The sequence below is a fragment of the Gemmatimonadota bacterium genome, assembly GCA_041390125.1.
Classification (GTDB): Bacteria; Gemmatimonadota; Gemmatimonadetes; order Longimicrobiales; family Gaopeijiaceae; genus JAGQIF01.
On record JAWKQN010000011.1, the window covers coordinates 123,695 to 143,485 of the forward strand.

A 19,791-nucleotide genomic window follows, 5' to 3' on the forward strand; every position below is an offset into this window, starting at 1 on the left:
TCCTCAGCCCACCGATCCTTCCATCTCGAGCTCGATCAGCCGGTTGAGCTCGACGGCGTACTCCAACGGCAACTGCTTGGCGATCGGCTCGATGAAGCCGCGGACGATCAGCGCCATCGCCTCGTCTTCGGGGATGCCCCGGCTGGTCAGGTAGAACAGCTGCTCGTCCCCGATCTTGGAGACGGTGGCCTCATGACCGACGTTGGCGTCCTTCTCCTCGATCTCGATGTACGGATACGTGTCCGTGCGCGAGGTCTCGTTGATCAGGAGCGCGTCGCACTCGACGTTGGCCTTGGTGCCCGTCGCGCCCTCGTAGACCTTGCAGAGCCCACGATAGGACGAGCGCCCCGTGCCCTTGGAGATGGACTTGGACACGATGGAGGACGTGGTGTGGGGCGCCGCGTGCACGATCTTCCCGCCCGTGTCCTGATGCTGTCCGTTGCCTGCGTAGGCGATGGAAAGGATGGAGCCGTGGGCCCCTTCCCCGACCAGGTAGCAGGACGGGTACTTCATGGTGACCTTCGAGCCCAGGTTGCCGTCCAACCACTCCATGGTCCCGTGCTCGTGCACCAGCGCGCGCTGGGTCACGAGGTTGTACATGTTGTTGGACCAGTTCTGGATGGTCGTGTAGCGGAAGTGCGCGCCCGGCATCACCACGATCTCGATGACGCCCGAGTGGAAGGAGTCGGTGGAATAGACCGGGGCCGTGCATCCTTCGATGTAGTGCGCGCGGGCACCCTCTTCCACGATGATGAGCGTGCGCTCGAACTGCCCCATCTGCTCCTGGTTGACGCGGAAATACGCCTGGAGCGGCGTCTCGAGCTGGACGCCCTTGGGGATGTACACGAACGAGCCGCCGGACCACACCGCCGAGTTCATGGCCGCGAACTTGTTGTCCGCGGGCGGAACCACCGTGGCGAAGTACTTCCGGAAGAGCTCGGGGTGGTTCTTCAGCCCGTCCTCGATGGAGTCGAAGATCACGCCCTGACGGGTCCACTCCTCCTTGAGGGAGTGGTAGACCATCTCCGATTCGTACTGGGCGCCCACGCCCGCCAGGATGTTCCGCTCGGCCTCGGGGATCCCGAGCTTCTCGAACGTATCCTTGATGGACTGCGGCACGTCGTCCCAGGAGCGCTCCATCTTCTCCTGGGGGCGCACGTAGAAGTAGATCTGGTCCAGGACCCGCTCGAGGTTGGACAGATCCGCGCCCCACTCCGGCATCGGCTTGGCGTTGTAGATCTCGAGCGCCTTCAGGCGGAACTCGAGCATCCACTCCGGTTCGCCCTTCTGCGCCGAGATCTCCCGCACGATCTTCTCGTTCAGCCCCCGATCGGAGCGGAAGAGCGGTTCGTCCTCGGTGATGAAGTGGTACTTGTATTCGTCGAGTTGCAGTCCCTCGACCAGTTGATTCTCAGGCATGTCGTCTCTCCGTGAGGCGGCGGATCAGGTGCCGACGGGCTCGCGGAACTCCGCGTACCCCTCCGCCTCCAGCTCCGTGGCCACCTCGGGTCCGCCCGAGCGCACGATCTGGCCTCGCACCATCACGTGTACGATGTCGGGCTGGATGTAGTTGAGCAGCCGCTGGTAGTGCGTGATCAGGAGCACGGCCATCTCCGGCCGCTCCTTCTTCAGCACGTTCACGCCGTGCGCGACCACCTTGAGCGCGTCGATGTCGAGACCGGAGTCGGTCTCGTCCATGAGCGCCAGGGTGGGCTGCAGCATGGCCATCTGCAGGATCTCGTTGCGCTTCTTCTCGCCGCCGCTGAATCCGTCGTTCACGGAGCGCTCGGCGAAGCTCTGGTCCATCTCCAGCAGCTCCATGCGGGCGATCATGTCGTCCTGGAAGTCGAACAGGTCCAGGTCCTCGCCCTCCGGCATGCGCGCCTGCTTGGCGGCGCGCAGGAAGTTGGCGATGGAGACGCCCGGGATGTCCACCGGGTACTGGAACGCCAGGAACAGGCCCGCGCGGGCGCGCTCGTCGGGCTCCAGCTCCAGGAGCGGCTCACCCTGGTACAGCACCTCGCCCCCGGTCACCTCGTAGCCGGGGTGGCCCATGAGGACCTTGGCGAGCGTGCTCTTGCCGGACCCGTTGGGGCCCATGATGGCGTGGATCTCCCCGGGGCGGATCTCGAGGTCCACGCCCCGCAGGATGTCGAGGTCCTCCTCGGCCACCTTGGCCTGGAGTCCGGTGATCTTCAGGATCGGCGAATCGCTCATCGGCCCGTTGCGTTTCGTGTGTGCTTCGAAGGGGTCCGCCCGGAGACGGAGACGAAAGCAGCGGCCGCTGGGGGCCGCTGTTAACAAGAATGATTCTTAGTTTCGGTATGGTACCCCGGGACCGGCGGTAGGGTCAAGGCGGAGAACCCCTGTCAAAGGTCGCATCCCGGCCGGATGGCGCCCCCCTCCGCCGCCGGCCATGTTGCCCGTCCATGACGGTGGAGACGGGAGACCCCGGTCCTGCGCCGCCAGCCACCCGGCCCTGGCCGGAGCCGGTCTGGGTGGTGCTCGGCGGCGGAGGCATCCGCGGGGTGGCGCACGCGGGGGCCTGGCAGGCCCTCCGCGAAGCGGAAGTGCCGGTCGCCGGCATCGTGGGCACGAGCATCGGAGCCCTCGTGGGCGCGGCCATCGCCAGCGGGATGGAGTGGCGCCGCCTGGTCCGGATGGGCCTGTCGCTCAAGAAGGAGGACATCGTCCGCCTCAATCGCGGGGTCGTCTGGGTCAACGGGATCCGCGAGCCCTCGGTGTTCCGGGGCGACCTGCTCCGCCGCTACACGGAAGCCGCCCTGCCGGGCGTCACGTGGGAGGCCCTGACCCTCCCCCTGCAGGTCAACGCCGTGGACCTGGGCACCGGCCGCACCGAATGGTTCGGGGTGGGCGCGCGGACGGACGTCAGCCTGCACGAGGCCTGCTACGCGTCGGCCGCGCTCCCGGTCCTGTTCCCGCCCGCCCGCCTGGGCGACCGCTGGTTCGTCGACGGCGGGGCCGGGGACGCGCTTCCCCTGGAGCGGGCCCGCGAGCTGGGGGCTGCGACCATCGTCGCGATCGACGTCGGATCCGGCCCGGAGGCGGATGCGACGAAGACCGTCGAGGACGGGATCGTGGCCATCCACGACCGGGTCTTCGCCATCATGTCCGGACGGCGTCGCCTCGAACAGGCGGCCCGGTGGCAGGGGCCACCGGAGCTCGTCTACGTCCGCCCCGACGTGGACGGCCACTCCGCCTTCGCCTTCGACCAGGTGAAGTACTTCCTGGAGGAGGGCTACCGGGCCACCCGGCAGGCGCTGGCGGCCCGCCGCTGAGGCGGGCAGGTCTTCGACTGCGGGTCCAGACATCGCGTCCGCCGGGCCTCGGCCTACGCTAACGCTCGACCCCCGTCGGCTGTCCTCTCCTGACTCGCATGCAGGCCCGGCCGCCCCCCGCAGCCGGACACGAATCGGAGCGGCACGATGCGGAGCTTCGCTGGGCGGATGTGCAGGGGCGGCGTGGTGGTGGTCCTCGCCTGCGGAGGAGGCGTCCGGCCGCTGGCCGCGCAGGAGCCCGTCACGGTCACGCTGGACGAGGCGATCGAACGGGCGCTGGAGGTCGCGCCGGCCATGCTCGACGCCGAATCGGGTCGGGCGGTCGCCGGCGCCACCCAGCTGACGACCCGGGGCGCCTGGCTCCCCGCGCTGTCGTTGGGGGGCACGTTCGCCAACTCCAGCAACGAGCGCTTCGATCAAGCCACCGGGCAGCTCGTCTCCCAGAACTACAGCGCCCAGGCCCAGGGAAGCGTCCAGCTCTTCACCGGTGGCCGCCGCTTCGCCCAGGGTCGGGCCGCCAGCGCGGGCGTGCGGTCCGCGGACGCCGACCTGAGGGCCCAGCGCTTCGCCACCATCCTGGCCACCACCCAGGCCTACTACGACGCCGCCGCCGCGCAGGATCTGCTGCGCGCCGCCGAGCAGCGCCTCGGTCGGGCCGAACAGCAGCTGGACTTCGCCCAGACGCGCCTGGAGGTGGGTACCGCCACGCGGTCGGATGCCCTGCGCGCCGAGCTGGAGCGGGGCAACGCCCAGCTGGCCGTGCTGGAGGCCAACGCGGGCCTGCGCACCGCCGCCCTTCAGCTCGGGCGCCGTGTGGGGGTGGAGGGCGAGGTGCGCCCCGCCGACGACGCGCTCCCGGACCGGGCCCCCGAGCTGCCCGCCACCGAGACCCTCGTGGCCCGGGCGCTCTCCTCGTCCCCCTCCGTGGTGGCTGCCGAAGCGGACCTGCAGAGCCGGCACGCCGAACGCCTGGCCAGCTACACCGGCTATCTGCCCACGGCGCAGCTCGCCGGCGGCTACGACTGGTTCGCCTTCGATTTCCCACCGAGCCAGCGCAGCTGGAACATGCGTCTGACCGTGTCGCTGCCGATCCTGAACGGGTTCCAGCGGGAAGCGGCGCTGCAGCGCACCGCCGCCGCCGAGCGGGCGGCAGCGGGGCGGGCGCAGGACGCGCGCATCGCCGCACGCGCGGACGTGGAGGCCGCGGTGCTCACCATCGAATCGGCCGGGCAACGTGTGCAGATCGCCGACCGATCGGTGGAGCTGGCGGAGGAGGACCTCCGCGTGCAGGAGGAACGGTATCAGATCGGGGCGGCCACCATCCTCGACCTGCAGACCTCGCAGGTGACCCTGGCCGACGCGGAGAACGCGCGGGTCCTGGCGCGGCAGGCGCTGGGCACTGCGGTGGCTCGGCTGGAAGCCATTCTCGGACAACGGATCGGAGCTCGCTGACACGTGCTCATGCGTCGACGTGCAGGGATCGGCCTTCTGGGTGTCGCTCTGGCCCTGGCGGCCTGTGGCGGTGGAGACGGCGAGAGCGCCCAGGCGGCGCCTCCCCAGGGCGGCGGTGGCCGACCGGGCGGAGGACCTCGCGGGCCGGGGGGCCCCACGCCGGTGGAGGTCGTCCCCGTCGAGCGCGGTTCCATCGCGCAGTCCGTGACCGTTTCCGGCGTGGTGGAGCCGATCCGCACGGTGGGCGTGAACAGCCTGCTGAGCGGGGCGGTCCTGTCCATCCACGCCGAGGAAGGGGCTGTCGTGGCGGAGGGCGCGGTGCTCGCCCGCATGGACGACCGTGAGCTGCAGGCCCAGCTGGCCGCGGCCGAAGCGTCCTTCCAGGTCGCGGAGGCGGCCTGGCAGCGCTCGGAGCGGCTGCGGGAGCGGCAGGTCATCACGCTCCCCGAGTACGAGCGGGACCGCACGGCCTACGCAGCCGCGACCGCGCAGCTCGAGCAGGTGCGCACCCGTATCGGCTACGCCACGGTCCAGGCGCCCATCCGCGGCGTGGTGACCGAGAAGCGCGTCGAGGCGGGGGACATCGTCGCGCCGCAGACGCGGCTGTTCACACTGGCCGACCTGTCCACGATCGTGGTGCGCGTCGGCGTGTCCGAGCTGGACGTGGTGGAGCTCGGGGTCGGGGACCCGGTCTCCGTCGGGCTCGACGCGTTCGCCGGCCGCGAGCTCTCCGGTCGCATCCGCCGCATCTTCCCGAGCGCCGATCCCACCACGCGGCTCGTGCCGGTGGAGGTGGCGTTCGAGGGCGAGGCGGCCCGCCTGGCTCGTCCGGGCTTCCTGGCCCGCACCACGTTCGCGCTGGCCGGCCACGACGGTGTGCTGCTCGTTCCGGCTTCGGCCATCGTGGGCGGGACGGGATCCTCCTCGGTGTTCGTGATCGAGGACGGTCGGGCGGTCCGGCGTACGGTCACGACCGGTCTGACGTCCCTGGGCCGGGTGGAGGTGGTGGACGGATTGACCGGCGCGGAGCAGGTCGTGACGGCCGGCAACAACCAGCTGCGGGACGGCGCGCAGGTGCGGGTGATGCCCGCGGGCGGCGAGGAAGGACCGATGCCCGGAGACACGAGCGCCAGGAGCGGATCATGAAGTCCACCCGACGCGGGCTCCCCAGCCTCTCCATCCACCGGCCCGTCGGCACCGTCATGCTGACGTCGGTGGTCATCGTGCTGGGGCTCTTCTTCCTGTCCGGTCTGCCGCTCGACCTGCTGCCCACCATCGTCTATCCGCAGGTGCGGGCGTCGGTGAACAACCGCGGCGTGGAGCCGCAGGTGCTCGAGGAGACGGTCGCCAAGCAGCTCGAAGCGGCGCTGTCGACCACCGAGGATCTCGTGCGCATGGAGACCGAGGTGCAGGAGGGACGCGTCAGCGTCAGCCTGAACTTCGCGTACGGGACCGACATGGACTTTGCGCTCCAGGACGCGTCGAAGAACCTGGACCGGGCGCGCTCCACCATGCCGGAGGAAGCCGACCCGCCGACCATCTTCAAGTTCGACCCATCCCAGGCGCCGGTCTTCGAAGCGGCCTTCTCCTCGCAGACGCGGGATCTGATCTCGCTGCGCGATTGGGTCGAGTTCCGCCTGCAGCCGCAACTGCTGACCATCCAGGGCGTGGCGTCCGTCGACATCTCGGGCGGGCTGGTGCGCGAGATCCAGGTGGTGTTGGACCAGGAGCGGCTGCGCTCCTACGGCCTCACCGTCTCCCAGGTGATCGAAGCCGTGCGCGCCGCCAACCAGGACGTGGCCGCCGGACGGGTCTCCTCGCCCACCCGGGAGATCGTCGGCAAGACCACCGGCAAGTTCCGGACGGTCGAGGACGTGCGGGGCGTGCTGCTTCCGACCGGCACCCGGCGCATCCCGCTGTCGGAGGTGGCACAGGTCTCCGACACCCACCGCGAGCAGCGCCTGTGGGCCCGTCTGAACGGTGTGCCGGCCGTGAAGATCTCCGTCCGCAAGCAGCCCAACGCCAATACGGTGGCCGTGGCGGAGCAGGTGGAGGCCCGCCTGCAGGACCTGCGGGCGTCCGGCTTCATGCCGGCCGACATCGACCGTCAGACCATCCAGAACCAGGCCACGTTCATCCGCAACTCGGTCAACTCCGTGCGCAGCGCCGCGCTCGGTGGAGCGGGGCTGGCGATGGTCGTGGTGTTCCTCTTCCTGGGCTCGCTGCGCAAGACGTTCATCATCGGGTTGTCCATCCCCATCGCCGTGCTGGCGACGTTCATGATGATGGGCATGGGCAAGCTGACCCTGAACATCATGAGCCTGGGCGGGCTGGCGCTCGGTGTCGGGCTGTTGATCGACAATTCGATCGTGATGCTCGAGAACATCTTCCGTCGCAAGGAAGACGCGCACGAGGATCCGGAGACGGCCGCCCACGTGGGCGCGGCCGAGGTGCAGAGCGCCGTGGTGGCGTCGACGGCCACCAATCTCGCGGCCGTCGTGCCGTTCCTGCTCATCAGCGGTCTGGCCGCGCTCATCTTCCGCGAGCTGATCCTCACCATCTCCTTCGCCATCCTGGCGTCACTGGCCGTGGCGCTCACGGTGGTCCCCATGCTGGCCGCGCAGCTGTCCCGCATCCGCTTCAGCAGCGGGCTGCAGTCGTGGCGCGCGCTGCGGGCCTTCGACGGCTTCATCGGGACGCTGCGCGCCCTCTACCGCCGGATCGCCACTCCGGTCGTGCTGCGCGGCCGCTGGGTGGTGCTCGGTGTGGCGTTGGTGGCCCTGACGGGGTCGGTCCTGCTGGTGCGTGACCTGGGCAGTGAGTTCCTCCCCCAGGTGGACGACGGCAACGTCAACGTGATGGTCTCCCTGCCGCCCGGCTCGGCCGCCGAGGAGACGAACCGGATCGTGCAGGACGTCGAGGCCATGATCGGCGAGATGCCCTACGTGCAGGCCGTGTTCGCCACGGCCGGCGGGATGCTCTTCGGTGCCTCCACGAACGAGTCGGCCGGCCGCGGCTCCATCAACGTGGTGCTGGCTCCCAGCACCGAGCGTGACGTGACCGCCGAGGCGTGGGTGCAGACGCTCCAGCGTCAGATCAACGCGCGCGGATTCCCCGGTGCGCGTGTCTTCGTACGGCCCCCGTCCATCCGCGGTCTGCGCACCAACTCGGCGGGCTCGCCCATCGCGCTCAGCGTGCAGGGGGACGACCTGCTCGAGCTGCAGCGGATTTCCGAGGACATCCTGGCGCTCACGCGCGGCGTGCCCGGTCTGGAGAACCTGCAGCCCTCCACCGACGAGGCCAGCCCTCAGCTCTCCGTGGAGCTGGATCGCGAGCGGGCGGGCTACCTCGGGCTCAGCGTCGCGGCGGTCGGGCAGACGCTCCGCACGGCGCTGGACGGCACCGTAGCCACGCGCTTCACGGCCGGAAACCAGGAGTACGACCTGCGCGTGATGTTCCCGCGCGAGCGCTTCCGGAGCCCGGAGGACATCGAGTCCATCGCGCTGTTCCCGGGGCAGACCGGCGGTGCGCCGATCTACCTGCGGGACGTGGCCCGCGTGCGCACGATCCTCGGGCCCACCACCATCCGGCGCGAGAACCAGAACCGGCAGCTGCAGCTGACCGGGGACGTCATCGCCGAGGTGGCGACGGTGGGGGAGGTCAACGACTCCATTCGCGTGCGTCTGGCCGGGATGTCCCTGCCGGACGGATACGGCGTGATCTTCGGCGGGGAGGAGGAGGCCATCCGGGAGAGCAACCAGCAGATGACGATCGTGGTGCTGCTGGCCGTCTTCCTGGTGTTCGTGGTGATGGCCGTGCAGTACGAGAGCTTCGTCAACCCGTTCGTGATCCTGCTGGCCATGCCGCTGTCGCTGATCGGCGTGTGCGTCCTGCTCTTCCTCACCGGGACGCCGCTCAGCGCACCGGTGCTGCTCGGGGTGATCCTCCTGGCCGGCATCGTGGTCAACAACGCCATCCTGCTGGTCGAATACATCGAACAGGGGCGGAAGGAACGGGGTCTGTCCCGTGAGGAGGCGGTCATCGAGGCCGGCGCCGTGCGCCTGCGTCCGATCCTCATGACCACGCTGACGACCCTGTTCGGGATGTTGCCGCTGGCGCTCGGCATCGGGCAGGGCTCGGAGCTTGATGCAGCCGCTGGCCATCGCGGTCGTGGGCGGCCTGGGCATCTCGACCTTGCTCACCCTGTTCGTCGTGCCCAGCGCCTACCTGATCTTCAACACGTCGGCGGAGCGCGTCGGGGCTTTCATGACCGGTCGGTCGGCCGCCGCGGAGCGGGCCGCCGCCGAACGCGAAGTGGGCGCGCGCGCTCCGACGCCGGTCGGACCCTGAGCGGGCCGAAACACCGGGCTGGCGCGGCTACCAGCGCGCCAGCTCGACCACCAGCGCGTCGATGACGTCCCGAACGGCTCTGCCGTCCAGGCCGGAGGCATTGGTGAGGATGCTGAAGACCAGCTCCCGCCCGTTGTCCCGCACCAGGTAGCCCGACAGCGAGTTGGTGTGGGTCAGGCTCCCGGTCTTGGCGAACACCCGCCCGCCCAGGCTACCCAGGCGACCGGACAGCGTCGTGCCCGCCTCACCCGGCTCGGCCAGGGCCCTCCGGAACCGCTCGCCCTCGGGTCGGATGCGGATCTGGGTGAGCACGTCCACGAGCGCCCGGGGCGTCGCGAGGTTGTACGCCGACAGGCCGGAGCCGTCCACGACGTCCACGTCGTAGGCCAGCACGTTGTAGGCTCGCCCCAGCTCCTCCGCGACGGCGTCGCCCGCCTGCTCCCAGCCCCCTGTTCCGGTCGAGCTCTGCGCGAGGGCGCGCGTGAGCTGGTCCATGATCCAGTTGTCGCTGGGACCCAGCGCCGCATCGAGGAGCTCCATGAGCGGCGGCGAGGTGAGCGTGGCCAGCCGGTGAGCGGCCGGGCACGAGGCGATCCGCCCCGCGGCGCAGCCGCCCGGCAGCTCCGCCTCGCGCTCCCACGCGAAGGCGAGGCCGCCATCGAACCGGATCCCGCGCTCCGTCAGCACCTGGTACAGCAGCTCGCCGGCCACCCGCACGGGGTCGCCCTGTGCGATCCGGAGCGTCCGTCGCCAGCGCGGAGGCACCCTTCCCGACAGGCGGATCCGACCGTTCTCGCCCAGCGGACGGGAATGGACGATGGCCGTGTCGGTGGCGGCCGTACGCACGTCCAGCTCGAGCCGGCCCGACGCCAGCCGCGGCTCCGAGCGGACCGGGACCTCCGCGCCGACGGTGGACGGTGCGTCGAGCGTCAGCGCCACCTGGCCGCCGGCCACGACGAACGCGCCTCCCGAGGCGCCCCACGACCAGCCCAGGTCCTCCACCATCCACGAGCCCGGCACGCTCGTCGAATCCCACGCGGCCACGTCGATCACGAGCGGTCCATCGAAGCGGCGCGCGCCGACGGCCAGCAGCGAGTCGGCGAGGCGATCGAACGGCGTGCGCCACGACGGGTGGAAGGCGTCGGAGAAGCTGGGATCGCCCGAGCCCACCACCACCAGCGCGCCGCGCACCGTGCCCCCGCTCAGCGGCCCGGTGGCGAACGCGGGTGTGCGGAAGCGGTGCTCCGGCCCCAGTGCGCTCAGCGCGGCCGCGCCGGCCAGCACCTTCATGTTGGAGGCCGGCGCGAACTTGTGGTGCGCGTTCAGGGACAGGAGCAGGTGGCCGTCGTGCAGATCCTTGGCGACGATGCCCCAGTGCATCTGGTCGAACGGAGGACGATCGATGATCGCGGCCACCCGCTCGATCACCGCGGGGTCGCCCGAAGCGGCCGGCCGCGTCAGCGCGCTGCCTTCGGGCCGCTCCACCTCCAGCGGGACGAAGACCCCTTCCTCCGGTCGGCAGGCGCGGCCTCGCGCACCACGTAGACGGTGTCGCGTACCGTGTCCGGAGCCGGAAGCGCCGTCGCCACGGCCGCGCTGCCGTTCCCGCTGGCGGGGCGCGCGCGCTCGGGAGGCGGCGACCCGGGGGGCGCGGCGACGCCGGAGCAGCCCATCAGGACCAGGGCTGCCAGCGCGAAGAGCGGACCGGTGCGGCGTGGACGCATGCGGGCGTGGGGTCGGTACGGACGAAGGATCGGGCGCGGCCGAGGCGTCGCCGGCGACCCGGCGTGCGGTTCTACGGGGTGGCGCGCTCGACCCGCACGGCCGTGCCGTAGCACAGCATCTCCGCCGCCCCGCGCGTCACCTCGGCCGACTGGAAGCGTACGCCCAGGACGGCGTTCGCGCCAAGAGCGCGCGCCTCGTCGACCATCCGGTCGACGGCTTCCTCCCGCGCCTCGGCGAGCACCTTGGTGTACTCGAAGAGCTCTCCGCCGGTGATGTTGCGCATGGTGGCGACGATGTCCTGACCGAGGTGGCGCGCCCGGATGCTCGCACCCCGCACGAGCCCCAGGACCTGGACGACGCGATGATCGGGGATGGCTTCGATCGTCGCGAGGATCATCGATAGACGTCCTTGTAGGGGTCCACCTGCCAGTGGCGGTAGCGTTCGTAGAGCACGGTGGCGAACAGCAGCACGATACCGAGCACCACGGCGCCCGTGGCCATCTTCTCCCACAGTGCGATGGACGAGCGCGTGTACATCCAGGTGCCGTAGGCCACCCACACCACCGCGCCCACCACCATGAGCAACCAGCCGAGCGGACGCGTGAGACGCGCGTGCACCCGCTGCCAGACGGAAGGCGCCAGCACCCGCGGATCGAACGTGAGCTGCTGCAGGTCCTCCTTGAGCGCTCGGAACAACGCGACCTCGCGCTGCAGCTCCGTGGAGGTGGCGAGCTCGGCCTCGATGCGCGCTGCCTCGGACGGGGTGATCTCCCCGTCCAGGTAGCGCATGAGGGTTTCCTGATCGATGGTCTTCACGCTAGCCCGCCTGCCCCGCCGGGGAGCTCCAGCCCATGTCCTCGAGCGCCTCCTTCAACGCCTTGCGGGCGTGGAAGAGGCGGCTGGCCACGGTTCCGTCGGGGATGTCCAGGATGGACGCGATCTCCTGGTACCGGAATCCTTCCAGCTCCTTCAACACCAACACCTCGCGGTGCTCGGGCGCGATGCGCTCGAGCGCCTTCCACAACGTTTCCTTGCGCGCGGCCCGCTCCCGCACCTGGTCGGGGCGGCGGGCCGGGTCGTCCGCGTTGCGCTCGAGGTGCTCGTCGAGCACCTCCACCTTGAAGCGGGCCTGCCGGCTGCGCAGCAGGTCGCGGCACCGGTTGCGCAGGATCTGGAAGAACCAGGGTCCGAACGGCCGCCGAGGGTCGAATCGTCCGAGCGACTGCCAGGCTTTCACGAACGAATCCTGGAGCGCGTCGCGCGCCTCGTCGGGGTCACCGAGCATCCCGAGGGCAAGGCGCAGGCCCGGGCCTTCGTAGGCCCGGACGATCGGCTCGAAGAAGCGGGGGCCGCCGGCCCTGCACTTCGCGATCAATTCCCGCTCGACCTCCAGTTGCAAGCCGGCTCCAGGGCTTCGGTTCCACGAGGCTCTACGCGACAGCCCCTGAAGTTCTTCACCGCCCGGGCTTCGGAGCAACCGACCTTCGACGGGACCGTCCGGGCGGGGCCCGCGCGGCACCGCGCTGCGGGGGAGGGGGCTGGACGGGCCGGGCCGGGCGCGGATAGCGTGCGGGCCATGGAATCCCTACGGCGGTGGACGGTGGGAGCGGCAGTGGCGGGTGCGGCGCTCCTGGGCGGAAGCGGGAGGGTGCTGGCGCAGGCGGGCGCTCCGGCGCTCCTGGAGCAGCACTCCGGGACGGTGGCCCTGCTCCAGGCGGTCAGCCCGGTAGACGAGCGCGTCGTGTGGGTCGGCGGGCACCAGGGCGTGATCCTGCGCACCCTGGACGGCGGCGGGGAATGGGCGCGGATCCCCACGCCGGGCGGCGATACCCTCCAGTTCCGGGACGTGCACGCGTTCGGTCCGGACGTGGCCGTGGCCCTGAGCGCCGGTCCGGGGGCGCTCTCGCGGCTCTACCGCACGACGGACGGCGGTGGCACGTGGTCGCTCGCCTTCCTCATGGACGACGCGCGCGGCTTCCTCGACTGCCTGGACTTCGTCGACGATCGCCGGGGCTACGCCTACGGCGACGCCTTCGACGGGGTGCCCTACCTCCTCCAGACTGCGGACGGCGGCCAGACCTGGGCCCGGGTGCCCGCTTCGGAGCTGCCCGCTGCCGGGGAGGGCGAGGGCGGGTTCGCCGCCTCCGGCACCTGTGTCCGGGCGGCTCCCGACGGAGGCGTCTGGGTCGCGACGGGCGCCGGCGGGCACGCCCGCCTGCTGTCCCTGGCTCCCGGTTCCCGAGCCTGGAACGCCCGGGAAGCCCCCGTGGTGCGGGGGGAGGCAGCGGGGCTGACCACCGTCTCGTTCGGTCCGGAGGGGCAGGGCATCGCGCTCGGGGGCGACCTCGGCCAGATGGAGGCCCGGACCGCCAACGTCCTGGTGACCCAGGACGGGGGCCGCACCTGGGCGGCCGGCATGCCGTTGCGGATGACAGGACCGGTCTACGGGAGCGCCTGGCGGCCGGGCACGCCGGGTGTGGTGGCGGTGGGACCGGCCGGAGCGGACTGGTCTCCCGACGCCGGGACCACCTGGCAGGCGCTCTCCGATCGGGCCTTCTGGGCCGTGGGCTTCGCGCCGGGCGGTGTGGGGTGGATGGTGGGTCCCGAGGGGCGGGTCGTGCGGATCGGGGGCTGACCCGCGGCGGCCCGGTGGCCGTTCGGGGCGACCCGGCTCCCCGCTCAGACCAGCGCCGCGATCGCCTCCGTCAGGCGCTCGATGTCGTCCGCCGTGTTGTAGCAGTGCGGCGAGATCCGCACGGCGCCTTCGACCCCCTTCTCATCGAAGTCGAGCACCCCGGCCTCGCGCGGGCTCACCGACGTGTTGATGCCGTGGCTGCGGAGCCGCCCCACCACCTCGGCGGGGTCGAGCGTGCCCACCGTCACCGTCACGATGCCGCACAGGTCCGGTCCCCGGTCCAGCACCCGCACCTGGGAGATGGAGGCGAGGGATTCGCGGGCGTGGGCCGACAGCGCCCGGATGCGGCGCCCCACCGCCTCGATGCCCAGCGCCTCGGCGTAGCGCGCCGCGGCCCCCAGCCCCAGCACCAGGGCGTAGGCGCGCTCCCACCATTCGAAGCGGCGCGCGTCGGGAGCGGGCTGGTAGAGGTCCTCCTCGATCCAGTCCGCGGCCCGCATGTCCGGCAGCAACGGCTCCAGGCCCGCGGACAGGATGCGGTCCGACACGTAGAGGAAGCCGATCCCGCGTGGTCCGCGCAGGAACTTGCGCGCCGTGGCCGACAGGAAGTCGCAGTCGAGCGCTTCCACGTCCAGCGGGATCTGCCCCACGGACTGGCAGGCGTCCACGATCACGGGGACGTCGCGGTCGCGACAGATGCGGCAGACGTCCGCGACAGGCTGCACCAGGCCCGAGTTGGTGGGGACGTGGGTGATGGACACCAGTCGCGGACGCAACCGGTGCACGAGCGTCTCCATCTGGGCCACGTCCACCCCGCCTTCGTCGGTGTCGGGCGCCCGCACCACCCGGATGCCCATCCGGCGCTGCAGCGAAAGGAAGGCGATCTGGTTGGAGGCGTAGTCGTTGCGCGTCGTGAGCAGCACGTCGCCGGCGCGGAAGGGAATGGACGACAGCGCGGCGTTGAAGGCCGCCGTGGCGCTGTCCAGGAACGCGACCGTGCCCGTCGGTGCGTTCAACAGCCGCTCCACCGAGCGGTGCGCTTCGGCGATCTCCGCCGCACGCTCGTCCGCGGCTTCGTAGCCGCCGATGCGCGCCTCCAGGTCCAGATGGTCGCGGATCGCATCCAACACGGGCGCGGGCATGAGCGCCGCACCGGCGTTGTTGAGGTGGATCCGGTGCGCGACACCGGGCGTCTCCGCGCGCAGACGGTCGAGGTCGAGGGTCGTCATCCGTCGCAGTAGGCTCGGGCGGTGTCCTGCAGCACCCGGCAGTGGCGCTGCACGGAGTCCAGGTCCACCCACTCGATGTCCGCATGGGCACCCGTGCCCGCCGGACCGAAGACCACCGTGTCGATCCCGGCCGCCTGGATGAACGCGGCGTCCATCCAGTAGCTGCCGCCCTGACGCGGCCGCGGCCCAGCGAGCACCGCCGCGGCGGAGGCGTCGAGCGCCGCGACGACCGACGAGTCCGCCTGCGCCTCGAACGGTGCGCGCTCGAGCAGCACCCGCACGTCGGCGCGGAAGTCGGGATCCTCCGCGGCCAGCCGGTCCAGGATCGCCTGCAGCTCCGCCACGATCGCGTCCGTGCGTTCGCCGGGGACGGTGCGCCGCTCGAGCCCGAGCACACAGCGGTCCGCATAGACGCTCAGCCCCGCGCCGCCGTGCAGCGTGCCGGCGTGCATGGAGGGCGGGCCCAGCAACGGGTGCGGGGACCGCTCGCGCAGCGACGCCTCCAGGGGATCCAACGCCGCCAGCACGCGGCCCATGCGCAGGTTGGCGTCGACGCCTTCGCGGAAGCGCGAGCCGTGCGCAGCGCGTCCGTGCGTGACGACCTCCAGCCACAGGAAGCCCTTGTGGGCCACGCACACCTCCAGCTCGGTGGGCTCGGTCACCACGGCGCCATCCGTGCGCACGGTCTCCAGCACGGCCTGCATGCCCAGGCTGGCGTGCTCTTCGTCCGCGACCGCCGTGACCACCACGTCGCCCGCCAGGGGTGGGCCCGCGGCCAGGGCCCGGGCCGCGGCCACACAGGACGCCAGCCCCGCCTTCATGTCGTAGGCCCCGCGGCCGTGCAGCCGTCTCCCCTCCCGCCGGGGCTCGAAGGGCTGCTCCATGCCGCCCGGGCCCACGGTGTCGAGGTGCGCATTCAGCATCAGGGAGCGCCCGCCTCCGCGGCCGCGCAGGCGGCCCACCACGGAGTCGCGACCGGGCCCGACGGAGACGATGGAGACCTCCAGACCGGCCTCGCGCAGATCGGTGGCGACGAGCGCCGCCAGGGCGGCCTCTCCGCTCGGCTCCTCGGTGAAGGCCGGATTGACGGACGGGGTGGCCACGTAGCGGGCCAGCGCGTCCTCGACGAACGGATCTCCGGCGGGGCCGGGCATGCGGAGCGACTCCGGATGAGAGGGAGGGTGTCGCCAACCGACGGCGCCGACGGGCCCGACGCAAGGGTGTGGCGGACGCAGGCGGGACCCGGTCCGCGCGCCTACCCCCTGCCCAGGTACTTGAGCGTCGCCTCGGTGCGGGAGCGCACCTGCATCTTCTCGTAGATGTGCCGGATGTGTGTGCGCACCGTGTCCAGCGTGATGAAGAGGCGCTCGGCGATCTCCCGGTATCGGAAGCCCTCGGCCAGCAGCGCCAGGATCTCCTCCTCGCGGGGCGTGAGCCCTTCCGTGGCGGCCGGCGCGGGCCGGGGCGTGTGGAAGGTCTCCACCACGCGGCGGGCGATGGCGCTGGACATCGGGGAGCCGCCCTCGTGCAGCATGCCGATGTCCTGGAGCAGGCGCGCGGGTGGCGTGGTCTTGAGCACGTAGCCGGTCGCGCCCGCGGCCAGGGACTCGAAGATGCGCTCGTCGTCCTGATAGACGGTGAGCATCATGATCTGCACCGCGGGCCAGCGAGCCTTGACGCGGCGGGCCGCTTCGATGCCGGAGATCCCGGGCAGCTCGATGTCCATGAGCATCACGTCCACCGGATGGCGCTCCAGCATCTCCAACGCCTCCTCGGCGGAGGCGAACGCACCGACACACGTGGACGTGGTCGCGGTATCCACCAGATGCGCGAGTCCGGCGCGGACCTCCTCCCGATCCTCCACCACGAGGACGCGGATGGGTGCGCGCTCCCCGCTCATGGCTCCACCTCCACCACGGGCACGCGCAGTGTGATCCGCGTCCCGCCGGTCGGTGCCGCGTCCACGGTCAAGGTGCCGCCTGCCGCCGCGGCGCGTGCGTGCATGTTGCGGAGCCCGTCGTGTCCGGAGCCGGGGGCGGGCGGTGGGCCCGGCGGGAGTCCGCGGCCGTCGTCCTCGATCTCGAGCCGCACGCTCGAGGAGTCGACGGCCAGCCGCACGCGCACCCGCCCGGCTCCCGCGTGGCGCAGCACGTTGGCCAGCGCCTCCTTCAGCACGAGCAGCAACGTCCGGCGGGACTCGGCCGACAACGCCGGGACCACTCCGCTCGGAGGGAAGTCGAGCTCCGCTTCGAGTCCGGCCGCGTCCAGCACGTCCCCGGCGTGTTCCCGCAGGAACGCCGCGGTGCGACCTCCGTCGTTCACCGGATCGATGGCCCAGATGATCTCGCCGATGGCGTCGAGCGCCTCGCGGGCCTTGGCGCCGATGCGGCCGATCCGTTCCACACCGCCGCTTCCACCTTCCGCCGCGGCCACATCGCTCAGGATGGCGATCTCGGTCAGGCTGGCGCCCACCTCGTCGTGCATGTCCCGCGAGAGCCGGGCCCGTTCCCGCTCCAGCGCCTGCTCGGCGCGCGCACGCGCGAGCTGCACGCGGTAGCGGGCCCGTGCCAGCAGGACCGTCACTCCTGCGATCACCGAGCCGAGCCCCGCCAGCACGGTGGCCCGGAACCACACGGTTTGCCATACCCACGGCTCCACGACCAGGGGGACCTGTGCCTCCTCGAGGCCCCACACGCCGTCCTCGTTCGCGCCGCGCACCCGGAACGTGTACGTGCCGGGGGGCACACTGGTGTAGGTGGCACGGGTGGCGGTGCCCACGTCGCGCCACTGCGTGTCGAACCCGTCGAGCATGATCACGTAGCGGTTGCGGTGCGGGTTCACGAAGCTGAGCGCCGCGTACTCGAACGCGAAGGTGTACTCGGACGGGCGCACCCGCAGCGACGCCCCGGCCCCCAGCGGCTCCCTGGTGCTCCCGGACTCCGTGGCGCGCTCGAACGCCGTCACCACCACGGGCGGAGCGTACGGGTTGTCGCGGATGTCGCGGGGGTGGAACCAGGTGACGCCGCGATCGCCACCGAAGAACAACGTGCCGTCGGCCGCTTCCAGATAGGCGTTGCGGTTGAACTCGACGTTGACGAGGCCCGTGCTGCGATCGTAGGCCCGGATCCGCTCCCCTTCCGGCTCGTCGGGATCCAGGACGGCGAGACCGCGGTTGGTGGAGAGCCACAGCCGGCGCCGCTCGTCCTCCAGGATGCCGTAGACCGCGTCGCTCGGGAGCCCGTCCGCGGTCGTGTAGCGGGCACGGAGGGAGCGATCGGCGCCGACCCGGTAGAGGCCGCTGTTCGCGCCCACCCAGACGTCGCCGCCCGGAGAGAAGTGGAAGACGAGCACGCCGTCGAGGCTGCCGGACAGATCCTCGATGCGCTCGCGCGCTCCCGACCCCGGGTCGAGCACCTCGATCCCGGAGCGGGCGCCCATCCACAGCCGCCCATCGGGATCCTCCTTGAGGTAGCCCATCTGGGAGAGCCCCGGTACCGGCACGAGTCGGAACGTCTCGGCATCGCCGTCGAACCACGCCAGCGTATCCGCACACGGGGTGGCGCAGCTGGTCCAGACGCGACCGCTCCGATCCGGCTGGAGGTCGGGGATGGAGTTGGGACTGCCCTCCAGGGTCGGTGGCGGCGGTGGCGCGACGCGCCGGTACACCCGGAAGCGTCCCGTCTCCGGCACGAACCGCCCGAGGCCCTCGGAGGTGGCGACCCAGAGCACGCCGCCTGCGTCCACCGCGAGGTCCCAGATCACGTCCGAGGGCAACGCGCCCGGATCGCCTGGAGCGGCGCGGAAGTGCCGTACCACGCCGGTGCGACGGTCCCAGCGATTGAGCCCTCCGCCGATGGTCCCGACCCAGACGGCGCCGCCCGGTGCCTCCGCCAGCGCCGTCACCAGACCGGAGCCCAGGGAACGGGGGTCGTCCGGCACGTGCTCGAGATGGTGGAACGGCTTGTGGGCCCGGGCATGCATGAACACCCCCCAGACGGTCCCGACCCAGACGTTCTGGGCCCGGTCCACATGGAGGACGACGGGCGCCAGCTCCGAGCGCGTGCCCAGCACGGGCAGGGACGAACGGGCGCGCACCCGTCCGGCCTCGACCCGGTCCACGCCGTCGTTCGAGAGCACCCAGACGACACCGGCCGAGTCCTCGGCCAGGGAGGCGGGCGCGACGCCCAGGGTCAGGAGCGTCGGCGCGTCCTGTGCGGGGTGCGCGTCGGGTGCCCAGCGGGCCACCCCGGAGGCCGTGCCCAGCCACACCGTCCCGTCCCTCGTCTGCAGCAGCGGTCCGCCCGCGAGCGCGAGCACGCCCTCCCCGAACGGCAGTGCGACACACCCTTCCGGGGGTTCGAGCCGGCAGCGCTCGAGCCCACCCTCGTCGGCGAGCCACAGCTGCCCGCTCCGGTCGAGCAGGGTCCGCGACGGCGTCTGATCGTCGGCGCCGGACGCCGCCGGAGCTGCGCGCGGCATCCAGGGCTGGAAGGAGGACGTGCGCGGGTCGAAGCGCCACAGCGAATCCGCTCCCACCAGCACCGGCTCGCCCCGCGCGGACAGGGCGACGGTCGCGCCCGCGAACCCCATGCGCTCGACCACGGTGAAGCCGGGCGCGCGGATGCGCGCGATGCCCGCGGGCACCTGCAGGTAGTCGTACGCGACGGCCCAGACGTCACCGCTGCGATCCTGCCGCAGCGAGCGGACGATGTTGCCCGGCAGCGAACCCGGGGTGAGCGGGTCGTGCCGCCAGGTGCGCACCTCGCGGCCGTCCCAGCGGGCCACACCCTCGCGCGTGGCGAACCAGAGGAATCCCTCCCGGTCCTCGAGGATGTCGTAGACCGAGCTCTGCGGCAGGAGCGCCTCGAGATCGACCGCTTGCACGAAGGAGGCGGGGAGATCGCCGGCGGCGATCGCAGGGGCCTCCTGCGGCGCGGCGTGCGCGGGCGCCAGCAGCACGGCCACCGTCCAGAAGCGTGCGATCCGCTGGGGTAGGCGTCGATTCATCGGGCTCGATTGGAGGGCAGCGGCCAAGGTGGACACACCGGCGCAGGCGCGCCACCGGCCTTGGCCGCACGCACGGCACGCTCACCGGCGCCCC

Annotated in this window: 15 protein-coding genes and 1 pseudogene; 5 read left to right on the plus strand and 11 right to left on the minus strand. The window is 71.6% G+C overall.

The window, feature by feature from the left end; genetic code table 11:
• Positions 1-3 precede the first annotated feature (3 nt).
• Both sufB and sufC read right to left on the minus strand, forming a co-directional pair.
• The gene (gene sufB / locus R3E98_13380) at positions 4-1,419 is read right to left on the minus strand and encodes a Fe-S cluster assembly protein SufB (protein ID MEZ4424397.1); all 1,416 of its coding nucleotides are present in this window, start codon (positions 1,417-1,419) and stop codon (positions 4-6) included.
• A 24-nt stretch (positions 1,420-1,443) separates the two neighbouring features.
• Positions 1,444-2,217 (minus strand): Fe-S cluster assembly ATPase SufC, encoded by a 774-nt coding sequence (sufC, locus tag R3E98_13385; protein MEZ4424398.1) that lies wholly within the window; start codon positions 2,215-2,217, stop codon positions 1,444-1,446.
• Positions 2,218-2,429: 212 nt separating this feature from the next.
• Between sufC and R3E98_13390 the strand changes: the two genes are divergently transcribed.
• From R3E98_13390 to R3E98_13405, 4 genes and pseudogenes are all read left to right on the plus strand, one after another.
• Entirely contained in the window at positions 2,430-3,299 is an 870-nt protein-coding gene (locus tag R3E98_13390) for a patatin-like phospholipase family protein (protein ID MEZ4424399.1), read from the plus strand.
• A 147-nt stretch (positions 3,300-3,446) separates the two neighbouring features.
• The gene (locus R3E98_13395) at positions 3,447-4,751 is read left to right on the plus strand and encodes a TolC family protein (protein MEZ4424400.1); all 1,305 of its coding nucleotides are present in this window, start codon (positions 3,447-3,449) and stop codon (positions 4,749-4,751) included.
• A 9-nt stretch (positions 4,752-4,760) separates the two neighbouring features.
• A complete protein-coding gene (locus R3E98_13400; protein ID MEZ4424401.1) occupies positions 4,761-5,897 on the plus strand; it encodes an efflux RND transporter periplasmic adaptor subunit in 1,137 nt (378 codons plus the stop codon).
• Positions 5,894-9,101: pseudogene (locus tag R3E98_13405) on the plus strand (efflux RND transporter permease subunit). The gene R3E98_13400 and the pseudogene R3E98_13405 overlap by 4 nt, the downstream one beginning before the upstream one ends.
• Before the next feature lie 27 nt (positions 9,102-9,128).
• On the opposite strand, the gene dacB reads toward R3E98_13405, so the two are convergent.
• The 5 genes from dacB to R3E98_13430 form a co-directional block, all read right to left on the minus strand.
• A complete protein-coding gene (gene dacB / locus R3E98_13410; protein ID MEZ4424402.1) occupies positions 9,129-10,586 on the minus strand; it encodes a D-alanyl-D-alanine carboxypeptidase/D-alanyl-D-alanine-endopeptidase in 1,458 nt (485 codons plus the stop codon).
• Positions 10,559-10,825 (minus strand): hypothetical protein, encoded by a 267-nt coding sequence (locus R3E98_13415; protein ID MEZ4424403.1) that lies wholly within the window; start codon positions 10,823-10,825, stop codon positions 10,559-10,561. Before R3E98_13415 ends, dacB begins: the two co-directional genes overlap by 28 nt.
• A 71-nt stretch (positions 10,826-10,896) precedes the next feature.
• Positions 10,897-11,223, minus strand: coding sequence for a YbjQ family protein (locus tag R3E98_13420; protein ID MEZ4424404.1), 327 nt, complete (start codon positions 11,221-11,223; stop codon positions 10,897-10,899).
• Positions 11,220-11,642 (minus strand): hypothetical protein, encoded by a 423-nt coding sequence (locus R3E98_13425; GenBank protein MEZ4424405.1) that lies wholly within the window; start codon positions 11,640-11,642, stop codon positions 11,220-11,222. The genes R3E98_13420 and R3E98_13425 overlap by 4 nt, the downstream gene beginning before the upstream one ends.
• A gap of 1 nt (position 11,643) precedes the next feature.
• Positions 11,644-12,225: an RNA polymerase sigma factor gene (locus tag R3E98_13430; protein ID MEZ4424406.1), complete on the minus strand. Its 582-nt coding sequence runs from the start codon at positions 12,223-12,225 to the stop codon at positions 11,644-11,646.
• Between the two features lie 177 nt (positions 12,226-12,402).
• Between R3E98_13430 and R3E98_13435 the strand changes: the two genes are divergently transcribed.
• Positions 12,403-13,461 carry an oxidoreductase gene (locus tag R3E98_13435; protein ID MEZ4424407.1) on the plus strand — a complete coding sequence of 353 codons (1,059 nt, stop codon included), beginning with the start codon at positions 12,403-12,405 and terminating at the stop codon, positions 13,459-13,461.
• Between the two features lie 44 nt (positions 13,462-13,505).
• Here the strand turns inward: R3E98_13435 and R3E98_13440 are convergent, their stop codons facing one another.
• From R3E98_13440 to R3E98_13455, 4 genes are all read right to left on the minus strand, one after another.
• A complete protein-coding gene (locus R3E98_13440) occupies positions 13,506-14,690 on the minus strand; it encodes an aminotransferase class V-fold PLP-dependent enzyme (protein MEZ4424408.1) in 1,185 nt (394 codons plus the stop codon).
• Positions 14,687-15,844, minus strand: coding sequence for a M20/M25/M40 family metallo-hydrolase (locus R3E98_13445; GenBank protein ID MEZ4424409.1), 1,158 nt, complete (start codon positions 15,842-15,844; stop codon positions 14,687-14,689). The genes R3E98_13440 and R3E98_13445 overlap by 4 nt, the downstream gene beginning before the upstream one ends.
• Positions 15,845-15,945: 101 nt before the next feature.
• Positions 15,946-16,590 (minus strand): response regulator transcription factor, encoded by a 645-nt coding sequence (locus tag R3E98_13450; GenBank protein MEZ4424410.1) that lies wholly within the window; start codon positions 16,588-16,590, stop codon positions 15,946-15,948.
• Positions 16,587-19,697, minus strand: a complete 3,111-nt coding sequence (locus tag R3E98_13455; GenBank protein MEZ4424411.1) for a two-component regulator propeller domain-containing protein — start codon at positions 19,695-19,697, stop codon at positions 16,587-16,589. Before R3E98_13455 ends, R3E98_13450 begins: the two co-directional genes overlap by 4 nt.
• Between the last annotated feature and the right edge of the window lie 94 nt (positions 19,698-19,791).